This is a genomic window from Jannaschia sp. 2305UL9-9 (assembly GCF_041403465.1).
Classification (GTDB): domain Bacteria; phylum Pseudomonadota; class Alphaproteobacteria; order Rhodobacterales; family Rhodobacteraceae; genus Jannaschia.
Map to the genome: position 1 here is coordinate 436,782 of NZ_JBGEHM010000002.1, position 25,329 is coordinate 462,110.

Annotated in this window: 27 protein-coding genes; 15 read left to right on the top strand and 12 right to left on the bottom strand. The window is 66.1% G+C overall.

Going from position 1 to position 25,329, the window contains the following annotated elements; all coding sequences use genetic code 11:
- Positions 1 to 10: 10 nt before the first annotated feature.
- The 7 genes from V6N07_RS09945 to V6N07_RS09975 all read right to left on the bottom strand — a co-directional run bounded on the left by V6N07_RS09945 (position 11) and on the right by V6N07_RS09975 (position 7,126).
- Positions 11 to 1,300, bottom strand: coding sequence for an amidohydrolase family protein (locus tag V6N07_RS09945; protein WP_371156051.1), 1,290 nt, complete (start codon positions 1,298 to 1,300; stop codon positions 11 to 13).
- A complete protein-coding gene (locus V6N07_RS09950) occupies positions 1,300 to 2,247 on the bottom strand; it encodes an ABC transporter permease (protein ID WP_371156053.1) in 948 nt (315 codons plus the stop codon). Before V6N07_RS09950 ends, V6N07_RS09945 begins: the two co-directional genes overlap by 1 nt.
- Positions 2,244 to 3,293: an ABC transporter permease gene (locus V6N07_RS09955; protein ID WP_371156054.1), complete on the bottom strand. Its 1,050-nt coding sequence runs from the start codon at positions 3,291 to 3,293 to the stop codon at positions 2,244 to 2,246. The genes V6N07_RS09950 and V6N07_RS09955 overlap by 4 nt, the downstream gene beginning before the upstream one ends.
- On the bottom strand, positions 3,283 to 4,818 hold the full coding sequence (locus V6N07_RS09960) for an ABC transporter ATP-binding protein (RefSeq protein ID WP_371156056.1): 1,536 nt from the start codon (positions 4,816 to 4,818) through the stop codon (positions 3,283 to 3,285). The genes V6N07_RS09955 and V6N07_RS09960 overlap by 11 nt, the downstream gene beginning before the upstream one ends.
- Positions 4,819 to 5,817 carry a BMP family protein gene (locus V6N07_RS09965; protein WP_371156058.1) on the bottom strand — a complete coding sequence of 333 codons (999 nt, stop codon included), beginning with the start codon at positions 5,815 to 5,817 and terminating at the stop codon, positions 4,819 to 4,821. It lies immediately after the preceding gene.
- Positions 5,818 to 6,016: 199 nt separating this feature from the next.
- A complete protein-coding gene (secB, locus tag V6N07_RS09970; protein ID WP_371156059.1) occupies positions 6,017 to 6,547 on the bottom strand; it encodes a protein-export chaperone SecB in 531 nt (176 codons plus the stop codon).
- Positions 6,548 to 6,622: 75 nt separating this feature from the next.
- Positions 6,623 to 7,126: an FxsA family protein gene (locus V6N07_RS09975; RefSeq protein ID WP_371156060.1), complete on the bottom strand. Its 504-nt coding sequence runs from the start codon at positions 7,124 to 7,126 to the stop codon at positions 6,623 to 6,625.
- A 112-nt stretch (positions 7,127 to 7,238) separates the two neighbouring features.
- Between V6N07_RS09975 and V6N07_RS09980 the strand changes: the two genes are divergently transcribed.
- From V6N07_RS09980 to V6N07_RS09990, 3 genes are read left to right on the top strand one after another with little or no spacing between them, the layout of a single operon-like run.
- On the top strand, positions 7,239 to 7,898 hold the full coding sequence (locus tag V6N07_RS09980; RefSeq protein ID WP_371156062.1) for a Tim44/TimA family putative adaptor protein: 660 nt from the start codon (positions 7,239 to 7,241) through the stop codon (positions 7,896 to 7,898).
- A gap of 1 nt (position 7,899) precedes the next feature.
- Positions 7,900 to 8,778, top strand: coding sequence for an MltA domain-containing protein (locus V6N07_RS09985; RefSeq protein WP_371156063.1), 879 nt, complete (start codon positions 7,900 to 7,902; stop codon positions 8,776 to 8,778).
- On the top strand, positions 8,775 to 9,356 hold the full coding sequence (locus V6N07_RS09990) for a Smr/MutS family protein (RefSeq protein ID WP_371156065.1): 582 nt from the start codon (positions 8,775 to 8,777) through the stop codon (positions 9,354 to 9,356). The genes V6N07_RS09985 and V6N07_RS09990 overlap by 4 nt, the downstream gene beginning before the upstream one ends.
- Here the strand turns inward: V6N07_RS09990 and V6N07_RS09995 are convergent.
- Both V6N07_RS09995 and hslU read right to left on the bottom strand, forming a co-directional pair.
- Positions 9,324 to 10,565, bottom strand: coding sequence for a nitrate/nitrite transporter (locus tag V6N07_RS09995; RefSeq protein WP_371156067.1), 1,242 nt, complete (start codon positions 10,563 to 10,565; stop codon positions 9,324 to 9,326). The genes V6N07_RS09990 and V6N07_RS09995 overlap by 33 nt on opposite strands.
- Before the next feature lie 14 nt (positions 10,566 to 10,579).
- The gene (hslU, locus tag V6N07_RS10000) at positions 10,580 to 11,878 is read right to left on the bottom strand and encodes an ATP-dependent protease ATPase subunit HslU (protein ID WP_371156068.1); all 1,299 of its coding nucleotides are present in this window, start codon (positions 11,876 to 11,878) and stop codon (positions 10,580 to 10,582) included.
- Positions 11,879 to 12,057: 179 nt separating this feature from the next.
- Here hslU and V6N07_RS10005 point away from each other — a divergent pair, with 179 nt between their 5' ends.
- The gene (locus V6N07_RS10005) at positions 12,058 to 12,432 is read left to right on the top strand and encodes a DM13 domain-containing protein (RefSeq protein WP_371156070.1); all 375 of its coding nucleotides are present in this window, start codon (positions 12,058 to 12,060) and stop codon (positions 12,430 to 12,432) included.
- A gap of 8 nt (positions 12,433 to 12,440) precedes the next feature.
- Here V6N07_RS10005 and hslV read toward each other — a convergent pair whose 3' ends face one another.
- Genes hslV through crtD form a run of 3 tightly spaced genes read right to left on the bottom strand, consistent with a single transcriptional unit; the run spans position 12,441 to position 15,406 of the window.
- Positions 12,441 to 12,989 (bottom strand): ATP-dependent protease subunit HslV, encoded by a 549-nt coding sequence (gene hslV / locus V6N07_RS10010; RefSeq protein ID WP_371156071.1) that lies wholly within the window; start codon positions 12,987 to 12,989, stop codon positions 12,441 to 12,443.
- Between the two features lie 33 nt (positions 12,990 to 13,022).
- Complete coding sequence (gene crtC, locus V6N07_RS10015; protein WP_371156801.1) at positions 13,023 to 13,892, bottom strand: carotenoid 1,2-hydratase; 870 nt, start codon at positions 13,890 to 13,892, stop codon at positions 13,023 to 13,025.
- Complete coding sequence (gene crtD, locus V6N07_RS10020) at positions 13,847 to 15,406, bottom strand: 1-hydroxycarotenoid 3,4-desaturase CrtD (protein WP_371156072.1); 1,560 nt, start codon at positions 15,404 to 15,406, stop codon at positions 13,847 to 13,849. Before crtD ends, crtC begins: the two co-directional genes overlap by 46 nt.
- 94 nt (positions 15,407 to 15,500) lie before the next feature.
- Between crtD and V6N07_RS10025 the strand changes: the two genes are divergently transcribed.
- From V6N07_RS10025 to pufM, 11 genes are all read left to right on the top strand, one after another.
- On the top strand, positions 15,501 to 16,373 hold the full coding sequence (locus V6N07_RS10025) for a polyprenyl synthetase family protein (RefSeq protein ID WP_371156073.1): 873 nt from the start codon (positions 15,501 to 15,503) through the stop codon (positions 16,371 to 16,373).
- Between the two features lie 54 nt (positions 16,374 to 16,427).
- Positions 16,428 to 17,495, top strand: a complete 1,068-nt coding sequence (locus tag V6N07_RS10030) for a methyltransferase (RefSeq protein ID WP_371156802.1) — start codon at positions 16,428 to 16,430, stop codon at positions 17,493 to 17,495.
- Between the two features lie 111 nt (positions 17,496 to 17,606).
- Positions 17,607 to 18,545, top strand: coding sequence for a chlorophyll synthesis pathway protein BchC (gene bchC / locus V6N07_RS10035; RefSeq protein WP_371156074.1), 939 nt, complete (start codon positions 17,607 to 17,609; stop codon positions 18,543 to 18,545).
- A complete protein-coding gene (locus V6N07_RS10040) occupies positions 18,542 to 19,543 on the top strand; it encodes a chlorophyllide a reductase iron protein subunit X (RefSeq protein ID WP_371156075.1) in 1,002 nt (333 codons plus the stop codon). Before bchC ends, V6N07_RS10040 begins: the two co-directional genes overlap by 4 nt.
- Positions 19,536 to 21,035, top strand: a complete 1,500-nt coding sequence (gene bchY, locus V6N07_RS10045; protein ID WP_371156077.1) for a chlorophyllide a reductase subunit Y — start codon at positions 19,536 to 19,538, stop codon at positions 21,033 to 21,035. The genes V6N07_RS10040 and bchY overlap by 8 nt, the downstream gene beginning before the upstream one ends.
- 85 nt (positions 21,036 to 21,120) lie before the next feature.
- On the top strand, positions 21,121 to 22,599 hold the full coding sequence (bchZ, locus tag V6N07_RS10050) for a chlorophyllide a reductase subunit Z (RefSeq protein ID WP_371156079.1): 1,479 nt from the start codon (positions 21,121 to 21,123) through the stop codon (positions 22,597 to 22,599).
- Positions 22,592 to 22,813 (top strand): cytochrome PufQ, encoded by a 222-nt coding sequence (gene pufQ / locus V6N07_RS10055; RefSeq protein ID WP_371156080.1) that lies wholly within the window; start codon positions 22,592 to 22,594, stop codon positions 22,811 to 22,813. Before bchZ ends, pufQ begins: the two co-directional genes overlap by 8 nt.
- Before the next feature lie 210 nt (positions 22,814 to 23,023).
- Positions 23,024 to 23,179: a light-harvesting antenna LH1, beta subunit gene (gene pufB / locus V6N07_RS10060; RefSeq protein WP_109562365.1), complete on the top strand. Its 156-nt coding sequence runs from the start codon at positions 23,024 to 23,026 to the stop codon at positions 23,177 to 23,179.
- Positions 23,180 to 23,190: 11 nt separating this feature from the next.
- On the top strand, positions 23,191 to 23,358 hold the full coding sequence (gene pufA / locus V6N07_RS10065) for a light-harvesting antenna LH1, alpha subunit (RefSeq protein WP_371156083.1): 168 nt from the start codon (positions 23,191 to 23,193) through the stop codon (positions 23,356 to 23,358).
- Between the two features lie 138 nt (positions 23,359 to 23,496).
- Entirely contained in the window at positions 23,497 to 24,348 is an 852-nt protein-coding gene (gene pufL / locus V6N07_RS10070; protein ID WP_371156085.1) for a photosynthetic reaction center subunit L, read from the top strand.
- Positions 24,349 to 24,351: 3 nt separating this feature from the next.
- Complete coding sequence (gene pufM, locus V6N07_RS10075) at positions 24,352 to 25,329, top strand: photosynthetic reaction center subunit M (RefSeq protein ID WP_371156086.1); 978 nt, start codon at positions 24,352 to 24,354, stop codon at positions 25,327 to 25,329.

Consider the following 25,329-nt stretch of genomic DNA (forward strand, 5'->3'; position numbering starts at 1 on the left):
GAGGAGGGCCTTAGCCTTTATCGCCGGATGCTTGATGACGCCGGCTGACCTGTGATGGGCGCCCGGGAAGTGTCAGCTCGCCGGTGCCACGGGCCTGTCGGCTGACGACGCGGCCCTTGGAGACGACAGCCAATCGTGCGGGCCGCAGGCGCAGGGCTTCGGTCGGGGTGGCGGCGTCCAGAACGACGAGCGAGGCCAGGCGTCCCGGTTGCAGGCCATAGTCGGTCAGGCCAAGGATGCGGGCATTGGCCCCCGTTACCATGTCGAAACACCGGGCCATTTCCGTCGGATGGGTCATCTGGGCCACGTGCAGGCCCATGAAGGCCACGTCCAGCATGTCTGCCGTGCCCAGTGAATACCACGGATCGAGAACGCAATCCTGCCCCCACCCGACCTCGATCCCCGCGGCCAGCATTTCGCGCACCCGTGTCAGGCCGCGGCGTTTGGGATAGCTGTCGTGCCGGCCCTGAAGGACGATGTTGATCAGGGGGTTCGGAATGGCGGCGATCTGCGCCTCGGCCATCAGCGGCAGCAGTTTGGAGACATAGTAGTTGTCCATCGAATGCATGGACGTCAGGTGCGATCCGGCCACCCGGCCCTGCAGCCCCAGTCGCGTCGTTTCGGCCGCGAGGGTCTCGATATGGCGCGACAGCGGATCGTCGGTTTCATCGCAATGCATGTCGACGGGCAATCCGCGATCCGCCGCCATTTCGCACAGGATGCGCACGCTTTCGGCGCCGTCCGCCATCGTGCGTTCGAAATGCGGGATGCCGCCCACCACGTCCACGCCCATGTCCAACGCGCGCGTCACGTTTTCGAGGCCGGTCGGCGTGCGCAACAGCCCGTCCTGCGGAAAGGCCACGAGCTGCAGGTCGAGGTAGGGGGCGACGCGGCGTTTGACCTCCAGCATCGCCTCGACCCCGCGCAGGTGGTCGGGGGTCGTGTCGACGTGACTGCGTATGGTCAACAGGCCCATCGACACGGCCCAGTCGCAATAGGACAGGGCCCGGTCGATCAATGCGTCGGTGCTGGCAAGATCGCGAAGCTCCCCCCAGAGGCCGATCCCTTCGAGCAGGGTGCCGCTGGCGTTGACGCGGGGGGTGCCGTAGCTGAGCGTCGCGTCCATGTGGAAATGCGGATCGACGAAGGGCGGGGACACCAGATCGCCTACGGCGTCGATGACGTCGCTCGCCTCGGCCGCCGACAGGTCCTCGACTGCCGCGATGCGATCACCGCGAATGCCGATGTCGGTGACGGTTCCGTCGGGCAGGGTGCCCCCCCGGATGATCAGGTCGAACATCAGCGTTCCCCCTTGTTGAATGGCACCATCAGGGCCGCAGGCACGGCCGCCCGCCGTGACATGAGGACAAGTGCGAGGATGGACAGGATGTAGGGTGCCATCAGGAACACCTGATAGGGGATGTCCGCGCCGATCGGCGTCTGTTGCAGACGGATCTGCAATGCATCGAAGGCCGCGAACAGGATCGCACCCAGCAGGGTCTTGCCCGGCTTCCATGCGCCGAAGACCACCAGCGCGATGCAGATCCAGCCGCGTCCGTTCACCATCTCGAAGAAGAAGCTGTCGAAGGCGGACATGGTCAGGAAAGCCCCGCCAACGGCCATGAGGCCCGAGCCCGTGATGACCGCGCCCATGCGGATGCCCGTGACCGACAGGCCCTGCGCCGCGACGGCAGAGGGGTTCTCTCCGGCCGCGCGGATCGCAAGCCCAAGCGGAGTGCGGAACAGCACGACGGACACGATGATCACGGTCAGATAGGCGCCATAGGTCAGGGGGGTCTGCTGGAACAGGGCGGTCCCCACGATCGGCAGATCCCCGAGGATCGGGATCGCATAGGGTTCGAATGCATCGATCTTGGGGGGGGATGTCACCTCGGGCAGGGCCAGGCGATAGGCGTAATACGTGGCCGAGGTCGCCAGAAGCGTGACGCCCAGCCCCACGACATGCTGCGACAGGCCGAAGGGCACTGTCAGGGTCGCATGCAGAAGACCGAACAGCATCCCCGCCGCCATGGCGACGCCGACGCCCATCCACAGGCCGGCTCCCGCATAGACCGCCATCCACCCCGCGAAGGCGCCCGCCACCATGATGCCCTCGATCCCGAGGTTGAGGACGCCCGCCCGTTCACAGATCAACTCGCCCATGGCGGCGAAGATCAGGGGCGATGCGATGCGGATCGCGGCGGCCCAGAACGACGCGGACAGCAGGATTTCGATCAGATCGTTCATCTCCAGACCACCCTGCGCCGTGTCAGGCCGATTGCCAGCACCATCGCCAGAAGCGATCCGGCCAGCAGGATATCGGCGATATAGGTCGGAACGCCGGCGGCACGGCTCATGCTGTCGGACCCGACGAAGATGCCCGCCACGAAGATCGCGGCGATGACGACGCCCAGCGGGTTCAGCAGGGCCAGCATCGCGACGATGATCCCGGTGTAGCCGAAGCCCGGCGACAGGTCCAAGGTCAGCGACCCTTTCGCGCCCGCGACTTCGGAAAACCCGGCCAGCGCCGCCAACCCGCCCGACAGGACGGCGGTCCGCACGAGGACCATGTTGACCGGCATCCCGGCAAACCGCGCCGCGCGGGCGTTCAGGCCGACGGTCCGCATTTCATACCCCCAGATCGTCCGCGTCTGGATGACCCAGACCACCACCGCGGCGATACAGGCCAGCGCGAACCCCCAGTGCAGGCGCAGCCCTTCGGCCAGACGGGGCAGGCGTGCCTCGGGGATCAGGCGGGGCGATTTCGGCCATCCCATGCCCATCGGGTCCTTCAGCGGCCCCTCGAGCAGGTAGGACACGAAGAGGAGAGCCACGAAGTTCAGCAGAAGGGTCGTCACCACCTCGTCGACGCCGAAACGTGTCTTGAGGAAGGTCGGGACAAGCAAGGTCGCCGCCCCGGCCAACATCGCGACCACGGCCAGCACGGGCAGCAACGTCGCGGCAGGCCACGGCAGCATCCCGGTGCCAAGGACCACGACCACGACCGCCCCGAGGTACAGCTGTGCCTCGGCCCCGATGTTCCACAGCTTTGCCCGAAACGCGACAGCGACCGCAAGACCGGTGAAGATCAGCGGAGTGGCGCGGTTCAACGTCTCCAATAAGGCGAATTTCGACCCGACGGCCCCGCGAAGCACCAGCCAGGCGACCTCTGCCGGGGCGGCACCGGCCAGTGCGGCAAGGCCCATCGCCAGCAGGGCCGTCGCCGTCAGCGCGGCAAGGGGCAGGCCCAGCCGACGGGCAAGGCTGGGCGCGGGAATGGGTTCAAGCCGCATCGGCAAACCCCGCACCGGTCATCCATTCCCCCAATTCGACGGCCGTCTTGGTGCCGCGGTCGAAGCCGGGCGAGAGCCGCCCCTCGGACATCACGTGGATCACATCCGACAGGGCGATGACCTCGTCGAGGTCTTCGGAGATCAGCAGGACGGCGGCCCCCCGGTCGCGTGCCGCCAGCAGTTGTTCATGCACATAGGTCAGCGCGCCGATATCAAGGCCGCGCACCGGCTGATTGGCGAGGATCACCGACGGGGCCACCTCCATCACGCGGCCGAGGATCAGCTTCTGCATGTTGCCCCCAGACAGTAGGCGAATGGGCGTGGTCGGGCCGGGACAACGGACATCGTAGGCCGCGATGATCCTGTCGGCAAAGCCAAGCGCCGCCTTGCGGTTCAGCCAGCCGTGCTTGGACATAGGGGGGGCGGCATACCTCTCCAGCATGGCGTTCTCGGCCAGGTCGAAATCGCCCACCGTGCCGGTGCCGTGCCGGTCTTCGGGGATGCGGGCGATCCCGGCGGCGATCGCGGTGCGCGGGGACCAGTCGGTCGGTGTCGTCCCGTCGATGGCAAGCGTGCCGGACGTGGGGCGGATCAGGCCCGCCAACAGGTCGGCCAGCGCGCCCTGTCCGTTGCCCGATACACCCGCCAGCCCCGTGACCTGACCGGCGGGCAACGACAGGGTCACGTCGCGCAGACCGGGAATGGCGCCGATGCCCGGCGTCGATACGCCGACAAGATCGACCAGGGCGCGACCGGGCGCCGAGGGGCGCAGGGCCGGGGCCGCGATATCGCCGCCGATCATGAGACGGGCCATGTCCGCGCGGCTGGTGTCCGCCGTTCCTGCCTGCGCGACGACACGGCCATGGCGCAACACCACCACCCTGTCCGATATGGCCGCGACCTCGTGCAGCTTGTGGGAAATGAAGATCACGCTGAGGCCGCGCGCGACGGCGATGCGCAGGGTGGCGAAGAGGTCTTCTGCCTCCTGCGGGGTCAGGACGGCGGTCGGCTCGTCGAGGATCAGGATGCGCGCATCCCGGTAGAGCGCCTTGAGGATTTCGACACGCTGCCGTTGCCCGACAGACAGGGTCGCCACCTGCGCATCCGGGTCCACATGCAGGCCGTAATCCGTCATCAGGGTCATCACCCGCGCGCGGGCGGCGCGCAGACCGAGCGACAGCGACCAGATCGGACGTGTCCCAAGGACGATGTTGTCCAGAACGCTGAGGTTTTCGGCCAATGTGAAATGCTGATGCACCATGCCGACGCCGGCATCGAGGGCCGCGCGCGGATTGCCGGGGGGCAGGGGATGTCCGAACAGCTCCACCTCGCCCTCATCCGCGGAATAGAGACCGAACAGGATATTCATCAGCGTTGTCTTGCCTGCGCCGTTCTCGCCCAGAAGGGCCACGACCTCACCCGAGGCGACGGCGAACGAGACATCCTCGTTCGCCGTGACCGGTCCAAACCGCTTGGTGATATGTTCAAGGCGAAGGACAATCTCCGCCTTGGCTGCATCGGACATTCAGGAGGACTTCGGCTCTTCGTCGTTGATCTCGACCGCGAAGCTGCCGTCCATGATGGCGGCCTCGCGTTCGGCCACGAGGTCCAGTGCCTCCTGCGGGACGCGGTCTTCGAAGGTGCCCAGCGGCGCAAGGGACGATCCGCCCCGGTCCATGAAGGAATAGCGGCCGTAATCGGCTGCGGTGAACTCGCCCGCCTTGACCGCGGCGATGGCCGCATCAAGCGTCGGCTCGAAGTGCCAGATCGCGCTGGCCACGACCGTGTTGGGGTAATCGGCCTGCGTGTCGATGACGTTGCCGATCGCCAGCACGCCCTTTTCGACCGCCGCATCCGACACGCCGAAGCGTTCGGCATACATCACGTCGGCGCCGTTCTCGATCATGGCGAAGGCGGTTTCCTTGGCCTTGGGCGGGTCGAACCAGCTGCCGATGAAGCTGACCTGGAAGGTCGCCTCGGGCTTCGTCTCCTGCACGCCGGCCATGAAGGCGTGCATCAGGCGGTTCACCTCGGGGATGGGAAAGCCGCCGACCATGCCGATGTTGCCCGTCTCGGACATGGCGCCCGCGATGATCCCGGACAGGTAGGCCGCGTCCTGGATGTAGTTGTCGAACACCGCGAAGTTCGGCAGGGCCGGATCTTCCTTGAAGGACGACCCCATCAGGAAGGCCACCTCCGGGTAATCGGCGGCAACTTCGCGGGCCTCTGCCTCGGCGCCGAAAACCTCGCCCACGATCAGGCCGACGCCGCTTTCGGCGTATTCGCGCATGACGCGGGGATAGTCGGTGTTGGCGACATTCTCGGTGAAGGTGTATTCGATGTCACCACGCGCGGCGGCGGCCTCGGCCGCGATGTGGATGCGGCTGACCCATTGCTGCTCGACCGGCACGGTGTAGATGCCCGCAACCTTCAGGGGCGCATGGCCATCGGCAGAGGCGGGCAGGGCGGTCAACAGCGCCAGGGCAGCGGCCCCGGACATCAAATGGCGGCGGGTCAGGGTCATCGTATCACTCTCCGGGGCTGTGCTTCGCGTCGGAGGGTTTGCCTATATTCCGGGCATGTCAAGCGATGGCAGGCGCGGTTATCCGATTGCGGCAAACACAGGCGGTTCCGGCGGCAGGTGCCATCCACTTGTGCAAAAGGAGTTCTGACGGAAAAGGGGGGGCGACCGGGCCAAGGGCGGCCCGGTCTCTATGCGTGGGTCAGGACGGCGTGACCTGCGCGGCCTCGGCCTGTGCCCGGCGCGTGATCTCGTTGCGGTAAAGCGACACGAAATCGATGTTCTCGAGGTTCAGGGGCGGGAAGCCCCCGTCGCGCGTCACGTCCGAGACGATGCGGCGCAGGAACGGAAACAGCATCCGTGGGCATTCGATCAGCAGGTATGGATGCAGCTGATTGTCGGGCACGTTCTGGATGGCGAAGACGCCGCAATAATCCAGCTCCATCGCGAAGATCGGCTCTTCCCCGCCCTTTGCCTTGGCGGTGATGTTCAGCTTGGTCGCGACCTCGAACTGACCGTCCTGCTTGCGCTTGCGCGCATCGAGGCCGACCTGGACGTTGATGTCGGGCTGACCCTCCATCGTGTTGCCCTTCTGGGCGGCGACGTTCTCGAACGACATGTCGCGGATATACTGGCCAAGAACCTGCATCTGCGGGGTTTTCGGTTGCTCGGTCGCGGCGTTTTCGGCGGCGGCTGCGTCGGGTGCGGGAACGGTTTCGTCCGTGTCGGCCATGTGACTGTGTCTCCGGGTCTGGCGTGTCTGGTTGCAGGACGGTTAGCAGACCGCCCCGGAGGTCACAACAATACGCTAGCGGCGCGGGGCGGTGCCGTTCGGATCCGTCCAGCCCGATGGCCCGTCCCGCCGGGGCACTTCGACATAATCGGCCTCGATCACGTCGTCCCGGCCGTGCGGGTCGGGGCGGGCATGCTGCGGCTGTGGGCCGGTGCCCATGGTAAAGCTCTGCACTTTGATCCGGGATTTGACGGCCTTCATCACCGCATCGCGCACACCGGGCACCAACAATGCAAAGCCGACCGCATCGGTGAAGAAGCCGGGTGTCAGCAAAAGCAGACCGGAGGCGAGGATCATCGCGCCATGGGCCAAGGGCCGCGTCGGGTCCGACAGTTCACCGAAGGACCGCTGCACGGCGGCCAGTTGTTCCAACCCCTGCTTGCGCACCAGCCATGTGCCCAGCATCGCGGTGATCACCACGATCAGAAGGGTCGGCCACAGGCCGAGCCATCCGCCGACCTGGATGAAAAGGCCGATTTCCACGATGGGGACCAGAATGAAGATGGCGAGCAGCCACATGCGACGAAACCTCCTGTTGGGGTCGGAATGACTTGACCCCTTCACGGTGTTACATATGTGCCCTCTGTGCGATACCAAGACCAAATGCCCAACGACGGGCGCGGAGAGAAGGATGGATGACGCCGTGATACAACTCCTCGTACTGGCGGCCATCGCGCTGTTTCTGGTGTTCCGCCTCAAGAATGTTCTTGGCACGCGGACCGGATTCGAGAAGCCGCCCGCCATTCAGTCGGGGGATGACATCCCCGTGCGCCGCGATTTCGAGGTGATCGAAGGTGGACCCGATCAGGACATCACCGATCACGCCGAGGATGGTACCGAAACGGCCAAGGCCCTTGCGGCGATGAAAGCGGCCGAGCCAGGTTTCGTGGTGACGGAATTCGTCGCCGGCGCCCGCGGCGCCTATGAGATGATCCTCATGGCTTTCGAGAACGGCGATCTGTCGTCGGTTCAGCCGTTCCTCGGCGAAGATGTCTACGAGGCATTCCTGTCGGTGATTGCCGACCGGGAGGACAAGGGCCTGAAGATCGACGCCAATTTCATCGGCGTGCGCGAGACCACGCTGGAGGATGCGGCCTTCGATCCCGTCACGAACGAGGGCCAGGTGACGATCCGTTTCGTCGGAGAACTGACCAGCGTCGTGCGTGATGCCGAGGGCACGATCGTCGAGGGCAACCCGAACGAGATCAAGAAACAGCGCGATATCTGGACCTTCGCGCGCGAAATGGGTGCCGCCGATCCGAACTGGAAACTCGTCGCCACCGGCGGGTAGGGTGGCATCGACCCGCGATACCCCGGCCGCCCCCGAAACGGGGCGGCTTTCGTTTGCCGATCTGCCGGGGTGGGCAGAGGATGATCTTGCGGCTGCGACGGCGGCCTATGCGTTGACGTGCGACAGGCCCCTGCCATCCGGGGATATGCGGCGGGCCCTCGAAGGGGCGTTCCGTCCCGGCCCGGCCATTCCCGCGCATGTCACCGGGTATTATGAGCCTGAGCTGTCTGCCAGCCTTGCCCCGTCCGATGAATACGGCGTTCCGCTGCACGCCCTGCCGCCCGGTGGCTGTACGCTGCCCCGCGGCGATGTGGATGCTGCTCTGGTTGGGCAGGAAATCGCCTGGCTGCGGGACGAGGTGGATCGCTTTTTCCTGCAGGTGCAGGGGTCGGGGCGCCTTGCCCTCGGGGACGGGTCGGTGCTTCGCGTGGGGTATGCGGGGCGCAACGGCCATCCCTATCGATCGATCGGACGCCTTCTGATCGCAGAGGGCATCTTCGGGCCGGACATCACCGCGGATGCGCTCAAGGAATGGCTGCGACGGGATGCGGCACGCGGGCGGGCCGTGATGAACAGGAACCCCAGCTATGTCTTCTTTCGGCTGCTTGATGTGCCCGCCGACCGGGGGCCGACCGGTGCAATGGGGCAACCCGTGACGGCCGGACGCAGCCTTGCGGTCGATCCGGACCACATCGCGCTGGGCAGCCTCGTCTGGCTGGAGGCGGCGGGAATGGCCCGTCTGTGCGTGGCACAGGATGTCGGGTCCGCGATCAAGGGGGCGGGGCGCGTCGATCTGTTTCTCGGCACGGGCGATGACGCCGGTCGCGCGGCCGGTCGCCTGAACGATACCGGTCGCCTGATCCCGCTGGTGCCCCGATGACCCGGCGCCCCCTGTCCCCCGAGGATCGCGACCTGTGGCAGCGATATACGAAATCGGCTGATCCTTTGGCGAAATCCAGCCGGGATGCCCCCCCCGATCCGGCGCCCCGTCCCGCGCGGACCGATCCCGTGTCGCCCCGCAAGGTCGATCCCTTCACGCTCGGCTCTCGGGCGAAGGCGAAGGGGTCCGTCCATTCGCTCGTGCCCAGCATCACGGAACAGGTCGCCGCCGCCCCGTTGCGCATGGACGCAAAGGCCCACAAGCGGATGAAGGCCGGCAAGCTGCGCCCCGAGGGCAAGATCGACCTGCACGGGATGACCCTTGCCATGGCCCAGCCCGCATTGGTCGGGTTCGTGATGCGCGCCCATGGCGACGGCAAGCGCCTGATCCTCGTGGTGACGGGCAAGGGGAAATCGAAACCCAGCGATACGGTCATTCCGAACCGTCTCGGCGTGCTCAAGCATCAGGTGCCGATGTGGCTGTCCATGCCGCCCCTTGCGGCGGTCGTGTTGCAGGTGGCGCAGGCGAACCGCGCGCACGGCGGTTCAGGGGCGTATTACGTCTACCTGCGACGGTAGGGTCGGGCCCGCCCGCCGCACGGCCAGCGTCGCAATCGCGGCAGAGGCGACGAAATAGGCCGCGATCCACGGCATCTGCGACGGCAGGTCATGCCCGAGGTCGATCATCAGGCCCGTCAGGCCGGGACCGATGGCCGAGCCGAGCACCATGATCGCGACGGCCATCGCCTTGATCGATCCAAGGTGCTGCGTGCCGTAATATTCGGCCCAGAAGGCGGTGGGCACCGTCGCCTGTGTCCCTGTTCCAAGACCCAGCACGATCAGGCCGAGGGCGGCGGCCCAGAGGCTTTGTCCGAAACCAAAAATCAGGAACGCACCGGCAAAGGGCAGCAGATAGAGGCTGATCAACCGCCCGGTCCCGATCCGGTCCAGCATGGCGCCAGAAGCAAAGGTCGTCGCGACCGCGACCACCGTGAACGGCGGCATCAGCGCGACATAGGAGGCAAGGCCCCAGCCCTTCACGTCGACAAGATGCACCTGATGAAAGAACAGGGCGGTGCCGAAGGCGGGTGGCCCCAGAAGCAGGGGGATCATCGCCCAGAACATCCAGTGGCGCAGCATCTGGCCACGGGTCCAGTGCTGGCCACCCATGCCTGCGACCGGCGCCTCTGCCGCCAGCGATTGCGGCGTCCGTTCCGCCCGCAACAGGCGCAGGATCACCGGCATGGCCAGCAGGACCAGTCCCGCGGCCACCCACCAGAGCGACCGCCATCCAAGGCTGGCCATCAAGGCGACGAACACGATCGGCAGGATTGCCTGTCCAAGTGCGAAGCCCATGGTCGAGATCGACAGGGCCTTGCCGCGCGTGGCCACGAACCAGCGGGACATGGCCACCGCCGAGATATGGCTCATCATGCCTTGCCCGAAAAGGCGCAGGGCGAGAACCGTCAGGACCAATGCGAACACACCCTGTGCCGTCGCCATTGCGAGGCAGGCAAGCGTCAGGCCCACGCCCGCGATCATGGCAAGGCGGCGCACCCGGAACCGGTCCGTCAGGCCGCCCATGAACACCATCAGCGCGGCGGATGTCGTCGTTGCGACGGTATAGGTCAGACCCCACTCCCCGTCGCTCAGACCGAAATCGGCCATGATCCCATCCGCGAACAGCGAGATGAAGTATGTCTGCCCATAGCTGGACGTGAAGCAGATCAGCAGCCCCGCCAGCAGGAAGGCTGCGTTGGCCCGCAGGAACCCGAGGTAGGTCGCCAAGGCCCCGTCCTTCCTCACAGAACGTATCGGGACAGGTCGGTCGACCGGGACAATTCGCCCAGCTGGGCTTCGACGAAATCGCCATCCACGACGACCTCGCTTCCGCCCTTGTCGGGGGCATCGAAGGACAGGTCTTCGAATACGCGTTCCAGAACGGTATAGAGACGACGGGCGCCGATGTTCTCCACGCTTTCGTTGACCTGCGCGGCGATCCTGGCAAGGGCGGCGATGCCTTCGGGCGTGAAGGTCACGGTCACGTCCTCGGTCGCCATCAGGGCGCGGTATTGAAGGGTCAGCGCATTGTCCGTTTCGGTCAGGATGCGGACGAAGTCCTCCTCGGTCAGGGCGCGCAATTCGACCCGGATGGGCAGGCGGCCCTGCAACTCGGGCAACAGGTCCGACGGCTTGGCGATGTGGAAGGCGCCGGAGGCGATGAACAGGATGTGGTCCGTCCTGACCGCCCCGTGCTTGGTGCTGACCGTCGTGCCTTCGATCAGGGGCAGCAGATCGCGCTGCACACCCTCGCGGCTGACATCGCCGCCGCGCGCGTCCTGTCGCGTGGCGACCTTGTCGATCTCATCCAGAAAGACGATGCCGTTCTGTTCGACGGCGCGCACGGCCTCGCGCTTGACGGTTTCATCGTCCAGCAGCTTGTCGGCCTCCTCGTCGATCAGCAGGTCATAGCTGGCCGCGACCGACAGGCGCTTTTTCACGGTCCGCTGCATCATCTTGCCGAACAGGTCGCCCAGCCCCGCCATCTGGTCCATCCCCGGCTGACCGGGGATCGCCATGCCCATCGGGTTCGACGTGTCCGCGACCTCCAGCTCGATCACCTTGTCATCAAGCTCGCCCGAGCGCAGCTTGCGGCGAAACGCTTCGCGCGTGCCTTCGCGCGCATCCTCGCCTGCCAGGGCGGTGATGACGCGGTCCTCGGCGGCGGTGTGGGCCTTGGCCTTCACCTCTTCGCGCATCTGTTCGCGGATCATCGCGATGGCGGCATCGACCAGGTCGCGCACGATCTGCTCGACGTCGCGGCCGACGTATCCGACCTCGGTGAACTTGGTCGCCTCGACCTTGAGGAACGGCGCGCGGGCCAGCTTGGCAAGCCGGCGGCTGATCTCGGTCTTGCCGACGCCGGTGGGGCCGATCATCAGGATGTTCTTGGGATAGACCTCGTCGCGCAGGTCATCGCCCAGCTGCTTGCGCCGCCACCGATTGCGCAGCGCAACGGCCACGGCACGCTTGGCGTCCTTCTGGCCAATGATGAACCGGTCCAGTTCGGATACGATTTCGCGCGGGGTCAGGTCGGTCATGGCAGTCTCCTTCGTCCCCTACCTAAGGGGCAAAGCGGGAAACGCAACGTCGTCCCCGCTGATGCACGTTGCCGGACACGCCACCTGACGGGCGGTCACGTTGGCGTGCGGATGGCTTTGCCGATGCCGCAGCCAAGGGCAGGATGCAGGCATTGCCCCAACCATGCCGGAGTTGCCCCATGAACCGCCGATCCTTTGTGACCCTTGCCGTGACCGGCCCCCTCCTTTTGTCCGCCATCCCGGCCCTTGCCGGCGGCCATGGCCGACTTGGCAGCTTCAGCGGCGCGGCCCGCTACGGCATCAGCGGCACGGGAGAGCTGGCCGGAAACCAGGTCAACCTGCTGGATGATTTCCGCTTCGGCAGTGCGCCGGACCCCAAGGTGGCATTGGGCCGCGACGGCTATGACCCTGCGACGCTGATGGGGCCGCTGAAGTCCACCAGCGGCGCCAGCAGTTACACCGTGCCCGCAGGCATCGACCCCAGCCAGTACAACGAGATCTGGATCTGGTGCGAACGCTTCAACGTGCCCCTCGGCATGGCCAAGCTGAGCTGAGCCGGTATCTAGCCGATCGCCTCGACCGTCAGGTTGCCGTTGGTGTAGACGCAGATGTCGGCGGCGATCGACATGGCGCGGCGGGCGATCGCCTCGCCATCCATGTCCGTGCCCATCAGGGCGCGCGCGGCAGCGAGGGCATAGTTGCCCCCCGATCCGATGGCCGCCACGTCGTGTTCAGGCTCCAGCACATCGCCCGCGCCGGTGATGACGAACAGGTCGGTGCCGTCGGTGACGATCAGCATCGCCTCCAGCTTTTGCAGGTACTTGTCGGTGCGCCAATCCTTGGCCAGTTCGACCGATGCGCGCGCCAACTGGCCGGGCGTCGCCTCCAGCTTCTTTTCCAGACGTTCCAGCAGGGTGAAGGCATCCGCCGTGGACCCGGCAAAACCCGCCACCACGTCGAAGCCACCGGGCGACAGGCGGCGCACCTTGCGGGCGGTGCCCTTCATCACGGTCTGGCCGACGCTGACCTGCCCGTCACCCGCGATGACGACGCGGCCCCCCTTGCGGACGCCGATGATGGTTGTGCCGTGCCAGCCGGGAAAATCGCTCATGTCTCGTCTCCTTTGCCCCGATATGGGGCGTCGTCACGAGAATCGCCAGCCTTTGCGCCGAGGCACCCGCATCGCCAGCATCGGCATCAGCCAAGGCTTGCGAAAGCGATCGAGGTCCAGTGCCTCGTAGACGCCCGTCGTCGTCTCGCCATGAATGACCGTTTCCACGGCGCAGCGGTTGTAGAACGGGGCGTCGAGCATTGCCTTCACTTGCCGGGGTGCTGACCCCGCGTCGCAGCGTGTTTCCCGCCGGACCAGCCAGTTGGACCGCCTGAACCGTTGCAAGGGCGGGGCGGCGATTTCCTCGCAGGATCCGTCCGCGCCGAAGCGCAGGGCCACCGACAGGTCCGAGCCGTCGCGCCGCACCGCATCGTAGAAGGCGACCGACCCACCCGCGACCGGAAAGCGCCCCCATGTCCAGTAGTCGAAATCCGTCTCCAGCGCCCGCGTGCCGAAGTTCGCGTCGAGGTAGCCGTGCCCGGACCAGCGCCATCCGGGGCGGTCGATGTCCACCTCGATTGTGGCGGTCGGCGCGAAGGGGCGCCAGACATGGGCGCCATCGGGGGTCAGGGGCACCTCGACCTGCGTGATCGCGCTGGGGGTGAGGGTGACCGTGCCGCGAATGGCCTGTGCGTGGGGCGTCGACATCTCGTCTATGTCGATCACCAGCCGCCCGCCTTCCCACCGGATGGAGGAAGGGCCGACGGTCATCGTCCGGTCGGTCAGGCGCAGGGCATCGCGCCCCCGGTCCGTCATCGTCCAGCGTCCGCCAGCGCCATAGGTCACGACATTGATGCAGACGTTGTCTTCGGGGTCCGTCCGCCCGCTCCAGCGGTACCAGGGCGAAAAGACCGATCCTATGAAGACAATGATCGAGATGGCGCGGGCGCCGTCGTCGCTGATCCCGTCGACATACCACCAGCCGTAGCCGGGCGCCGGGACGGAGAGGTCGAAGCGAGGTCCGTCAAGATCGCCTCGGCCGCAAGCCTGCCGGACGTGGCCGCCATCGGTACCCCCGCCCCCGGATGCGCCCCGCCCCCCGCCAGATACAGACCCGCGAGCGCCGTGCGCGCCGTCGGTCGCCGAAACGCCGCCATCATCCCGTGCGGGGATCGCCCGTAGAGGGATCCGTCGCTGGCCGGGAACAGCTGACCGAAGCCCTCGGGCGTGGTCAACGCGCCGATCTCCGGGATCCGGTCGAAGGTCAGGCCCATGCGCGCCAGCCTGATGAATGTCGTCTCTCGGCATTGCTCAGCCTCCTTCGGGTCGGGGGTGGGTCCGTTGCGGGATGGTCCGTTGATGATGATCTCGAATCGTTCGGCCCCGTCCGGCACATGTCCGGTCCCCCGGTCCTGCGCGCAGACATAAAGCGTCGGGTCCGACGGCAGGAGGCCTGCGCGGATCTCGCTGAACTCGCTGTTCGGGGTGTTGGCGAAATAGACATTGTGATGGGCAGGGGGATCGCCGGTCACCCGTGCGGCAAAGGACCAGACGAAGGCCGACAGGCTGCGCGGGGCGACCGCCCGTTCCGGGATGCCACCGAGGCCATCCCCCAGAAGGCCGCGGGACAGGGCCCCGGGGTCGCCGTTGAAGACGACGTGGTCGCAGGTGTATCGCTGGCCGCCCGCATGAACGGCGGCGGTGCGGCCGTCCTGTACCTCGATCCGGTCGACATGGGCGTCGCACACGAACCGCGCACCGGCGGCCTCGGCGACCGACCGCATCGCCTTGGCCAGTTCGTGCATCCCGCCGCGCACGGCGTAGACGCCCCGCGATTCCGCCTGCCAGATCAGCGACAGGATCGCGGGCGCCTGATCGGGATGGCCGCCGACGTAGGTGGCATAGCGTCCGAACAGCTGTCTCAGCCTTGGGTCCGAGAACCTCAGCGCAAGGGCGCGTGCCATGCTGAGCCCCGGCATCATCGCGGGAATCAGTCTCGGATTGCGCAAAACGACGCCGGTCATGCCGGACAGGGTCGGGGCCTGCGCCTGCATCATCGGTGCCTCGAACGCGCGGAACAGGCGGGCGGTGGTCTTGTGAAAGCTGTCGAACTGCCGGGCCGCGCGCGCCCCCGCGAACCGCGCGACGGCATCCAGCGACCGGGCATGGTCGGCGAACAGGTTCAGCGTGCTGCCGTCGTCCCAGTGGTGGCGGGCCAGAACATCCAGCGGGTCCAGCGTGACATGCGCGGAAAGGCTTGTGCCGCAGGCGTCGAACAGGTCTTCGAAGACATCCCGCAGGGTCAGGACGGTCGGGCCCGCATCGACCGGCCCCGCTGCACTCGGCAGGGTGCGCATCTTGCCGCCGACGTCGGCGGCACGCTCCATCACGAGAACGTCACAGCCGGCATGGGCAAGGCGCATGGCCGTGGCCAGCCCGCCAATGCCCGCACCGATTATGACGACCCGTTTCGACATCATCCCCCCCACCGGTTGACAGACACCGGCATATGTCCACACTGTGTTACACCTTTTGTCATCTTTCAATGACAGATCAGCCCCGAGGTCGGCCATGCCCCTGAATGCCAGAATCGAAGCCGCAATCGACCGGGCGCTGGCGCGTGCGACGCGGGCCACCCCGCCCGCGCGACTTGCGGCCGCGCTGCATCATGCGGTCAAACCGGGGGGCGCGCGCATCCGTCCGACGATCGCCCTGTCCGTGTCGATGGCCTGCGGTGACGACCGGCCGACCCTGTCGGATGCGGGTGCCGCCGCGATCGAGATGATCCACTGCGCATCACTGGTACATGACGACATGCCCTGTTTCGACGACGCGGACATCCGGCGCGGCAAGCCCAGCGTGCACCGCGCCTTCGACGAACCCATTGCCCTGCTGACGGGGGACAGCCTGATCGTGCTGGGGTTCGACATCCTTGCGCAGGCGGGGGCGGACGATCCGGCCCGCGCGCTGTGCCTGACCTCCGAACTGGCGCGCTACACGGGCATGCCGCATGGCATCTGTGCCGGGCAGGGGTGGGAGAGCGAGGCCGAGATCGACCTTGCGACCTATCACCGTGCCAAGACGGGGGCGCTGTTCACGGCGGCCACCCGGATGGGGGCCGCCGCGGCGGGGCAGGACCCGGAGCAGTGGACGGAACTGGGCGCCCGCATCGGCGAGGCGTTTCAGGTCGCCGATGACCTGCTCGACGTGCTGCAACCCGCCGACGTGACGGGCAAGCCGGTCGGACAGGACGCGGCGCATGACCGCCCAAGCGCGGTCGCGCAATTCGGTGTCGAGGGGGCGATCCGGCGGTTGGAGGATATCCTTTCGGGCGCCATCGCCTCCATCCCGGCCTGTCCGGGTGAGGGGATGCTGGCCGAAATGGTGCGCCGCACGGCCGAGCGCCTGACCCCCGCGCATCACAGCACAACCCCGGCGGAATAGGTCGTGACCCTGGCAGAGCCGTCCCCCGCGCCCACCCCCCGTGGGTCTTGGATGATGCGCCTTGTGGCCTCGCGCCGGTTTCAATCCTTCTGTTCCGCCGTGCCGGGATTGCGCAGCATTGCCCGCCGCGACGGAGAGGCGCTGTTCGATCTGGTGGCAGGCTTCGTGCATTCCCAGATCCTGTGGTCCGTCGTGGAACTTCGGTTGCTGCACCGTATCGCGGAGGGGCCGCAGACGGCGGCTGGCCTTGCGGTGGGCAGTGGCCTGACGGCCGATCGCATGGCGATCCTGTGCAATGGCGCGGCGTCCCTTGGATTGATGACAAGGGGCCGGGATGACCGCTTTCGCCTTGCCCGGCGTGGGGCGGCCCTGCTCGGTGTTCCGGGGCTGGAGGCGATGATCTCTCATCACGCGGTCCTCTACCGGGACCTGCAGGACCCCCTGTCCGTCCTGCGCGGGGGCGAGACCGGGCTTGCGGGATTCTGGCCTTATGTGTTCGGCGCGGGCGCCGCCGAGGATCCGGCCACGACGCAACGCTATTCCCGGCTGATGGCCGACAGCCAGACCCTCGTGGCCGAGGAGACGCTGCGCCGCGTGGATGTATCCCGCGCGCGGGAGGTGATGGATATCGGCGGCGGCACCGGTGCGTTTCTGACGGCTTTGGGGCAAAGGCACGTCGGGCCACGCCTTCATCTGTTCGATCTGCCGGCTGTTGTGTCAGGCGCGCGTGACACATTTGCCGCCGCCGATCTGGCACCCCGCGTTCAGATCACGCCCGGCAGCTTTCGGGACGACCCCCTTCCCGCCACGGCCGATGTCATCACCCTCGTGCGTGTTCTCTATGACCATCAGGACGACACGGTCCTTGCCCTTCTTCGGTCCGTGCATGCGGCTTTGCCCGCGGGCGGGCGCGTCGTCATCAGCGAGCCCATGACGGGCGGTGCGCGTCCGAACCGCGCGGGCGATGCCTATTTCGCCATCTACTGCATGGCGATGCGGACCGGTTGCGCCCGAAGTCCGGCCCGGATCATCGACCTGCTGCAGCAGGCCGGTTTTGCGGCCATCACGGATCACGGAACGACGCGCCCCTTCGTCACGCACGTTCTGTCAGCCTTGAAGTGACGATTATAACTGACACCTAATCTGTCAATCCTGATTGACATAAAGTGGCGTGGCGGTAAGGTGAGGGCAAGCCGGGCGAGTCCAATGCGTCCGAAGATCGGGAGGGATCGCGTGCAGACAGAGGCCATCATCATGTCCGGACCGGGGGCCATCGCGCTGTCGTCTCTGGGCCTGAAGGATCCGCAGGACGGATCCGTGGTGGTCGACATCAGGCACTCCGCGATTTCCACTGGTACCGAAAAACTCTTGTGGTCAGGTGAGATGCCGCCGTTCCCGGGCATGGGATATCCGCTTGTTCCGGGTTACGAGGCCGTGGGCGAGGTGGTCGAGGTCACCGCCGGCGCGGCCTTCGCTGTCGGTGACCGCGTGTTCGTGCCGGGCGCCGATTGCTACGACGGCGCGCGGGGCCTGTTCGGCGCCGCCGCGTCCCGCATCGTCAGCCCCTCTGACCGTCTTGTGAAGATCGACGCCGGTCACGGCGCGCAGGGCGCCCTGTTGGCCCTTGCCGCAACCGCGCGCCATGCGATTGCCGGGCTGCGCGTCGACCTGCCGGACCTGATCGTCGGACACGGCGCCTTTGGCCGCCTGCTGGCCCGCCTGACCGTTGCCGCCGGCGGGGCGCCTACCGTCTGGGAAACAGCGGCGGAACGGCGTTCGGGGGCATCCGGCTACGATGTCCTCGATCCCGCGACGGACGCCCGCACGGATTACCGGACGATCTACGATGCGTCCGGCAACGCGGACCTGATCAACGACCTCGTCGGTCGTCTGGCCAAGGGCGGCGAGATCGTCCTTGCCGGGTTCTACCCCCAACCCGTCAGTTTCGCCTATCCCCCCGCGTTCATGCGCGAGGTGCGTTTTCGCATCTCGGCCGAGTGGACGCGCGACGACCTCGTGGCGACGCGCAACCTCGTCGAAGACGGGATCCTGTCGTTGGACGGTCTTGTCACGCACAGGCGGGCCGCGACCGACGCGCCTGCCGCCTACGCACAGGCGTTCGAATCGCTCGACTGCCTGAAGATGATCCTCGATTGGGAGACGGCGCAGTGAAAGATATTCCGGACCTCACGGGTTTCACCGACCGTCTGCGCGACGAAGCCGCGGCAGAGCCGACGTTGGAGATCCCGCAGGGAGAACCGACGTCGAAGTGCCAGGTCATCGCGATCTATGGCAAGGGCGGTATTGGCAAGTCCTTCACCCTCGCCAACCTCAGCCATATGATGGCCGAACAGGGCAAGCGCGTGTTGCTGATCGGCTGCGACCCGAAATCGGACACGACAAGCCTGCTGTTCGGCGGCAAGGCCTGCCCCACGATCATCGAGACCTCTACCCGCAAGAAACTGGCGGGCGAGGAGGTCGCGATCGGTGACGTCTGTTTCAAGCGCGGCGGCGTCTTTGCCATGGAGCTGGGCGGGCCGGAGGTCGGTCGCGGATGCGGCGGGCGCGGCATCATCCACGGTTTTGAGCTGCTGGAGAAGCTGGGCTTCCATGACTGGGATTTCGACTATGTCCTGCTCGACTTCCTGGGCGACGTGGTCTGTGGCGGCTTCGGCCTGCCGATCGCGCGCGACATGGCGCAGAAGGTGATCCTCGTCGCCTCCAACGATCTGCAATCGCTGTATGTGGCCAACAACGTCTGCTCGGCGGTCGAATATTTCCGCAAGCTGGGCGGCAATGTCGGCGTTGCGGGTCTCGTCATCAACAAGGACGACGGCTCGGGCGAGGCGCAGGCCTTTGCCGAGGTCGCGGGTATTCCGGTCCTGGCCTCGATTCCGCAGGACGACGACCTGCGCAAGAAATCGGCCAACTACCAGATTGTCGGCACCGCCGAGAGCCAGTGGGGCAGTCTGTTCGCCGGGCTTGGCGATGCGGTTGCCGTCGCGCCGCCCGTGCGGCCCACGCCGGTCGATCAGGATGGCCTGCTGGCGCTGTTCGACGGGTCCGAAACGGGGGCTGGCGTCACGTTGGAGCCCGCGACGGACGCCGACATGCGAGGCAAGTTCTATGAGGTGAAGCCCTCGCTGGAAGTGGTGTATGACGATGCCTGACGACTTCCGCGATATCGCCTCCGAAGGGGGGTGCAGCACACCCGACACCTTCGAGGCGGCAGCGCGCAAGGCGGGCAAGGGCGACGTGCTGGACCGCTACAAGGCGGATTACCCGGTCGGCCCGCATGACAAGCCTCAGTCCATGTGCCCCGCCTTCGGGTCGCTGCGCGTCGGCCTGCGGATGAAGCGGGTCGCGACGATCCTGTCCGGCTCTGCCTGCTGCGTCTATGGCCTGACCTTCGTGTCGCATTTCTACGGGGCGCGGCGGTCGGTGGGCTATGTGCCGTTCGATTCCGAGACGCTGGTGACCGGCAAGCTGTTCGAGGATATCCGCGACGCGGTCCACGATATAGCCGATCCGTCCAGGCTGGACGCCATCGTGGTGACCAACCTGTGCGTGCCGACGGCCAGCGGCGTCCCGCTGCGCCTGCTGCCCGATCAGATCGACGGCGTGCGCGTCATCGGCATTGACGTGCCCGGTTTCGGCATTCCCACCCACGCCGAGGCCAAGGACGTTCTGGCCGGAGCCATGCTTTCCTACGCCCGCAAGGAGATCGCCGCAGGGCCCGTGCCCGCGCCGAAAGCAGGCAAGTCCGATCGTCCGACAGTCACGCTGTTGGGCGAAATGTTTCCTGCTGACCCCCTGGGGATAGCAGGAATGCTCGCGCCACTCGGTCTGGCGGCAGGTCCGGTCGTTCCCTGCCGTGAGTGGCGCGAGTTCTATTCTGCGTTGGATTGCGGCGCTGTCGCCGCGATCCATCCCTTTTACACCGCAGCCGTGCGGGAGTTTCAGGCGGCCGGACGCCCTGTGCTCGGGTCGGCCCCCGTCGGGGTCGATGGAACGGCTGCGTGGCTCGCATCAGTCGGCGATGCCTTCGGGATTTCTGCTGCACAAGTGGCCGAGGCGCAGAACCAGTTCCTGCCCGCGATCCAGGGTGCCCTGTCGGGCAGCCGGATCGACGGGACGGTGACGGTGTCGGGCTACGAAGGGTCCGAATTGCTGGTCGCGCGGCTGTTAATCGAAAGCGGCGCCGATGTGCCTTATGTCGGCACCGCCTGTCCGAAGACGCCCTGGTCCGCCCCCGATCTGGAATGGTTGGAGGCCAGGGGTGTCACGGTCAGGTTCCGCGCTTCGCTGGAGGATGACCTGTCGGTTGTCGAAGGGCTGCGCCCCGACCTTGCCATCGGCACGACACCTGTCGTCCAGAAGGCCAAGGAACTGGGCATCCCCTCGCTCTACTTCACGAACCTCATTTCCGCGCGGCCTCTGATGGGCGTCGCGGGCGCCGGGTCGTTGCAGCAGGTGGTCAACGCCGCCATGGGCAACAAGGACCGCATGGCGAAGATGAAGGGATTCTTCGAAGGTGTCGGTGACGGCGATACCGCCGGTGTCTGGGAGGGGGCGCCGAACCTGCGCCCGGATTTCCGCGCCGCGCATCAGAAGAAGCTCGACAAGAAGGCGCGCGCAGATGCTGCCGCGCAGATGATATGACCCGCGCGCGCGCCTTCGGGGCGCGGGCTGGGGCTCTGCCCCAGACCCCGGAATATTTCCGCCAGGAAGAAACGGGGGGTCGGTCATGCTAGTTCAGGATCATGACCGCGCGGGCGGCTATTGGGGCGCCGTCTATGCCTTCTGTGCCGTCAAGGGGTTGCAGGTCGTCATCGACGGGCCGGTCGGGTGCGAAAATCTGCCGGTGACGAGCGTGTTGCACTACACCGATGCCTTGCCGCCGCATGAGTTGCCCATCGTGACCACGGGTCTGGGCGAGGAGGAGCTGGGCCGCGACGGGACCGAAGGTGCCATGAAGCGGGCCTGGGCCACCATGGACCCGGCCCTGCCCGCGGTCGTGGTGACCGGTTCGATCGCCGAGATGATCGGTGGCGGCGTCACGCCGCAGGGCACCAACATCCAGCGGTTCCTGCCGCGCACCATCGACGAGGATCAGTGGCAGGCCGCCGACCGGGCCATGACCTGGATCTTTACCGAGTTCGGGATGACCAAGGGACGCATGCCGAAGGAGAAGGCGCGCGAGGAGGGCGCGAAGCCCCGCGTCAACATCCTGGGCCCCATGTACGGCACCTTCAACATGCCCAGCGATCTGGCCGAGATCCGGCGGCTGGTCGAAGGGATCGGCGCGGAGGTCAACATGGTGATGCCCTTGGGCGCCCATCTGGCCGAGATGCGCAACCTGGTGAACGCGGACGTCAACATCTGCATGTATCGCGAGTTCGGACGCGGGTTGTGCGAGGTTCTGGCCAAGCCGTATCTGCAGGCGCCCATCGGGGTGGAGAGCACGACCGCCTTCCTGCGCAAGCTGGGCGAGCTGACGGGGTTGGACCCCGAGCCGTTCATCGAGGTCGAAAAGCATTCGACGTTGAAGCCGGTCTGGGATCTGTGGCGTTCCGTCACGCAGGATTTCTTCGCGACCGCCTCCTTCGGGATCGTGTCGAACGAGACCTATACCCGCGGCATCCGGTTGTTCCTCGAAGATGATCTTGGTTTTCCCTGCGCCTTCGCGATCCCCCGCTTGCAGGGCAGGAAGACCGATAACGATGCGGTCCGCGCGGCGCTGCACGAAAAGCGCCCGTTGATCGTGATGGGGTCGATCAACGAGAAGATGTACATGGCCGAGATGTCGGGCGGTTTCGGACCGAAGCCGGCGTTCATCCCCGCAGGCTTTCCCGGTGCCGCAATTCGCCGCGCTACGGGCACGCCCTTCATGGGTTACGCCGGGGCCACCTATCTGTTGCAGGAGATTTGCAACGGGTTGTTCGACGCGCTGTTCCACATCCTGCCATTGGGCACGGAGATGGACGCTGCGGAAGCGACCCCGACGCCCCTGCAACGCGATTTCCCGTGGGAACCCGAGGCGCAGGCGATGCTCGACCGCATCGTCGCCGAGTTCCCCGTCCTGACCAGAATTTCCGCCGCCAAGAGCCTGCGAGACGAGGCCGAGCGGGCCGCCCTGAAATCGGGGGCCGCCCGCGTGGAGGTGGAGACCGTGGCGCAGATCGCGCCACGAGGCCCAACACCAAAGGAGGATGCCAATGTCTGACATGACCTCGAATACCCCGATTGCCCGGTCCCGCAAGGAACCCGGACTGGAATACTGGGCGTATTTCGTCCCGATCTTTGCCGTGTCGGTGCCGCTGGCGGTGCTGCGTGCCGGCATGGCCGTGGTGCAATCGGACGCGGCCCACCGACCGGGTATCATCGCGGACGCCTGGAGCCGCGCAAGCGACGTGACAACGACGATCTGCTCGGTCTGACCACGAGCTGATCCTGCCTCGCAAGGGGCACCGAGATACCTTGGCACGTCAGACACGCCGAGGGTTGAGACAGGGTTCCTCTCCCGTGGCCGGGCGGATGGAACCATCGCTTTCACCCCCCGCCAGGGGGGTGATCGGCCGGTGTCGCAATAAGGCGGCACCGGGGCCCGGCCGCAGGGTGTGCGGCGTTGGCTGATGGAGGATAATCCTATGGCTGACAGAACTGACCTGTCCTTTACAGGTCTCACTGACGAGCAGGCCCAGGAACTGCATGCGGTGTATTTGAGCGGGCTCTGGCTGTTTTCGGCAGTCGCCGTCGTCGCTCACTTGCTCACGTATATCGTGTTCCCGTGGTTCGCGTTCTGAGGGGGTAGATCATGTCCAAGTTTTACAAAATCTGGCTGGTCTTCGACCCGCGTCGCGTTTTCGTGGCACAGGGCGTCTTCCTGTTCCTGCTCGCGGCAATGATCCATCTCGTTCTGCTTTCGCACGAAGGGTACAACTGGTTCGAACTGAGCCAGGCCGCCCGTCTCGCCGAAATGTGAGAGATCCGATCTGATCGAAACGGTCGCGGGCGACCTGCAACCATGTCGCCCGCACCAACCAATTCCTGAAACAATCGACGGCCGAGCAGGGAGCGACCCTTGCCTGTCTGACCGTCCCGAATGCGCGGAGGCTGCCCCATGGCATTGCTCAGCTTCGAGAGAAAATACCGCGTCCGTGGCGGGACGTTGATCGGGGGCGATCTTTTCGACTTCTGGGTGGGGCCGTTCTATGTCGGCTTCTTCGGTGTCACGACTGCCTTTTTCGCCGCTCTCGGCACGTTGCTCATATTTATCGGTGCCGCCTGGCAGGGGACGTTCAATCCCTGGACGATCAGCATCGCGCCGCCCGACCTGTCATACGGCCTTGGCCTTGCCCCCCTGCAGGAGGGCGGCCTGTGGCAGATCATCACGATCTGCGCCGTTGGCGCCTTCGTCAGCTGGGCCCTGCGCGAGGTCGAGATCTGCCGCAAGCTGGGCATGGGATACCACGTGCCCTTCGCCTTCGGCGTCGCCATCTTTGCCTATGTCACGCTGAACGTTCTGCGCCCCGCGATGATGGGCGCCTGGGGACATGGTTTTCCCTATGGCATCTTCAGCCATCTCGATTGGGTCAGCAACACCGGCTACGCCTATCTGCATTTCCACTACAACCCGGCCCACATGCTGGCGGTGACGCTGTTCTTCACCACCACCCTGGCGCTGGCGCTGCATGGCGCGCTCATCCTGTCGGCGGCCAATCCCGAAAAGGGCGAGGCGGCCAAGACGCCTGATGACGAGGATACGTTCTTTCGCGATTTCATCGGCTATTCGATCGGCACGCTGGGCATTCACCGCCTCGGCTTCCTGCTGGCGATCAACGCCGGGTTCTGGTCGGCCGTCTGCATCATCATTTCCGGGCCGGTCTGGACCCGTGGATGGCCCGAATGGTGGAACTGGTGGCTCGACCTGCCGATCTGGCCCGCGGCGTCCGTTGTAACAGGGGGGATGTAAGACATGTCTTGGTGGCCTGAATATCAGAACATCTTCACCCAGGTGCAGGTGCAGGGTGCCCCGGAAATGGGGATGGACAACGAGAACGAGATGGCGCGCGAACGCACGAACGGCGCCACGTTCAGCACCCTTGCCGGCCTGATCGGCAACGCCCAGCTCGGGCCGATCTATCTTGGCTTTTTCGGGGTGATCTCGCTTGCGACCGGTCTGATCTGGTTCAACATCATCGGCTTCAACATGCTGGCGCAGGTGGACTGGTCGATCCCGGAATTCATCCGGCAGCTGTTCTGGCTGTCGCTCGACCCGCCATCGCCCGAACATGGGTTGACCATGCCGCCGCTGGACGACGGCGGATGGTACATGATCGCGTCGCTGATGCTGCTCGTGTCCGTGATGTCGTGGTGGGCGCGGTCCTACCACCTCGCGCAGCAGCACAAGATGGGCAAGCACGTCGCATGGGCCTTTGGCGCCGCGATCTGGCTTTTCCTCGTGCTGGGCCTGTTCCGCCCGATCTTCATGGGGTCGTGGTCGGAAATGGTGCCCTACGGCATCTTCCCGCACCTCGATTGGACGACCGCCTTCTCGATCCGTTACGGGAACCTCTACTACAATCCGTTCCACGCGCTTTCGATCGTGTTCCTCTATGGGTCCGTCCTGCTGTTCGCGATGCACGGCGCCACGATCCTCGCCGTCACCCGCTATGGCGGCGACCGGGAGCTGGAGCAGATCTACGACCGCGGCACCGCGACCGAACGGGCCGCCCTGTTCTGGCGCTGGACCATGGGGTTCAACGCCACGATGGAGGGCATCCACCGCTGGGCCTGGTGGTTCGCGGTCCTGACCCCGATCACCGGTGGGATCGGGATCCTGCTGACGGGCACCGTGGTCGACAACTGGTTCATCTGGGCGCAGGAGCACAACTTCGCCCCCACCTATCTCGAGCCCTACGGCTACGAGTCCTACGTGACGGAGGGTCAGTGA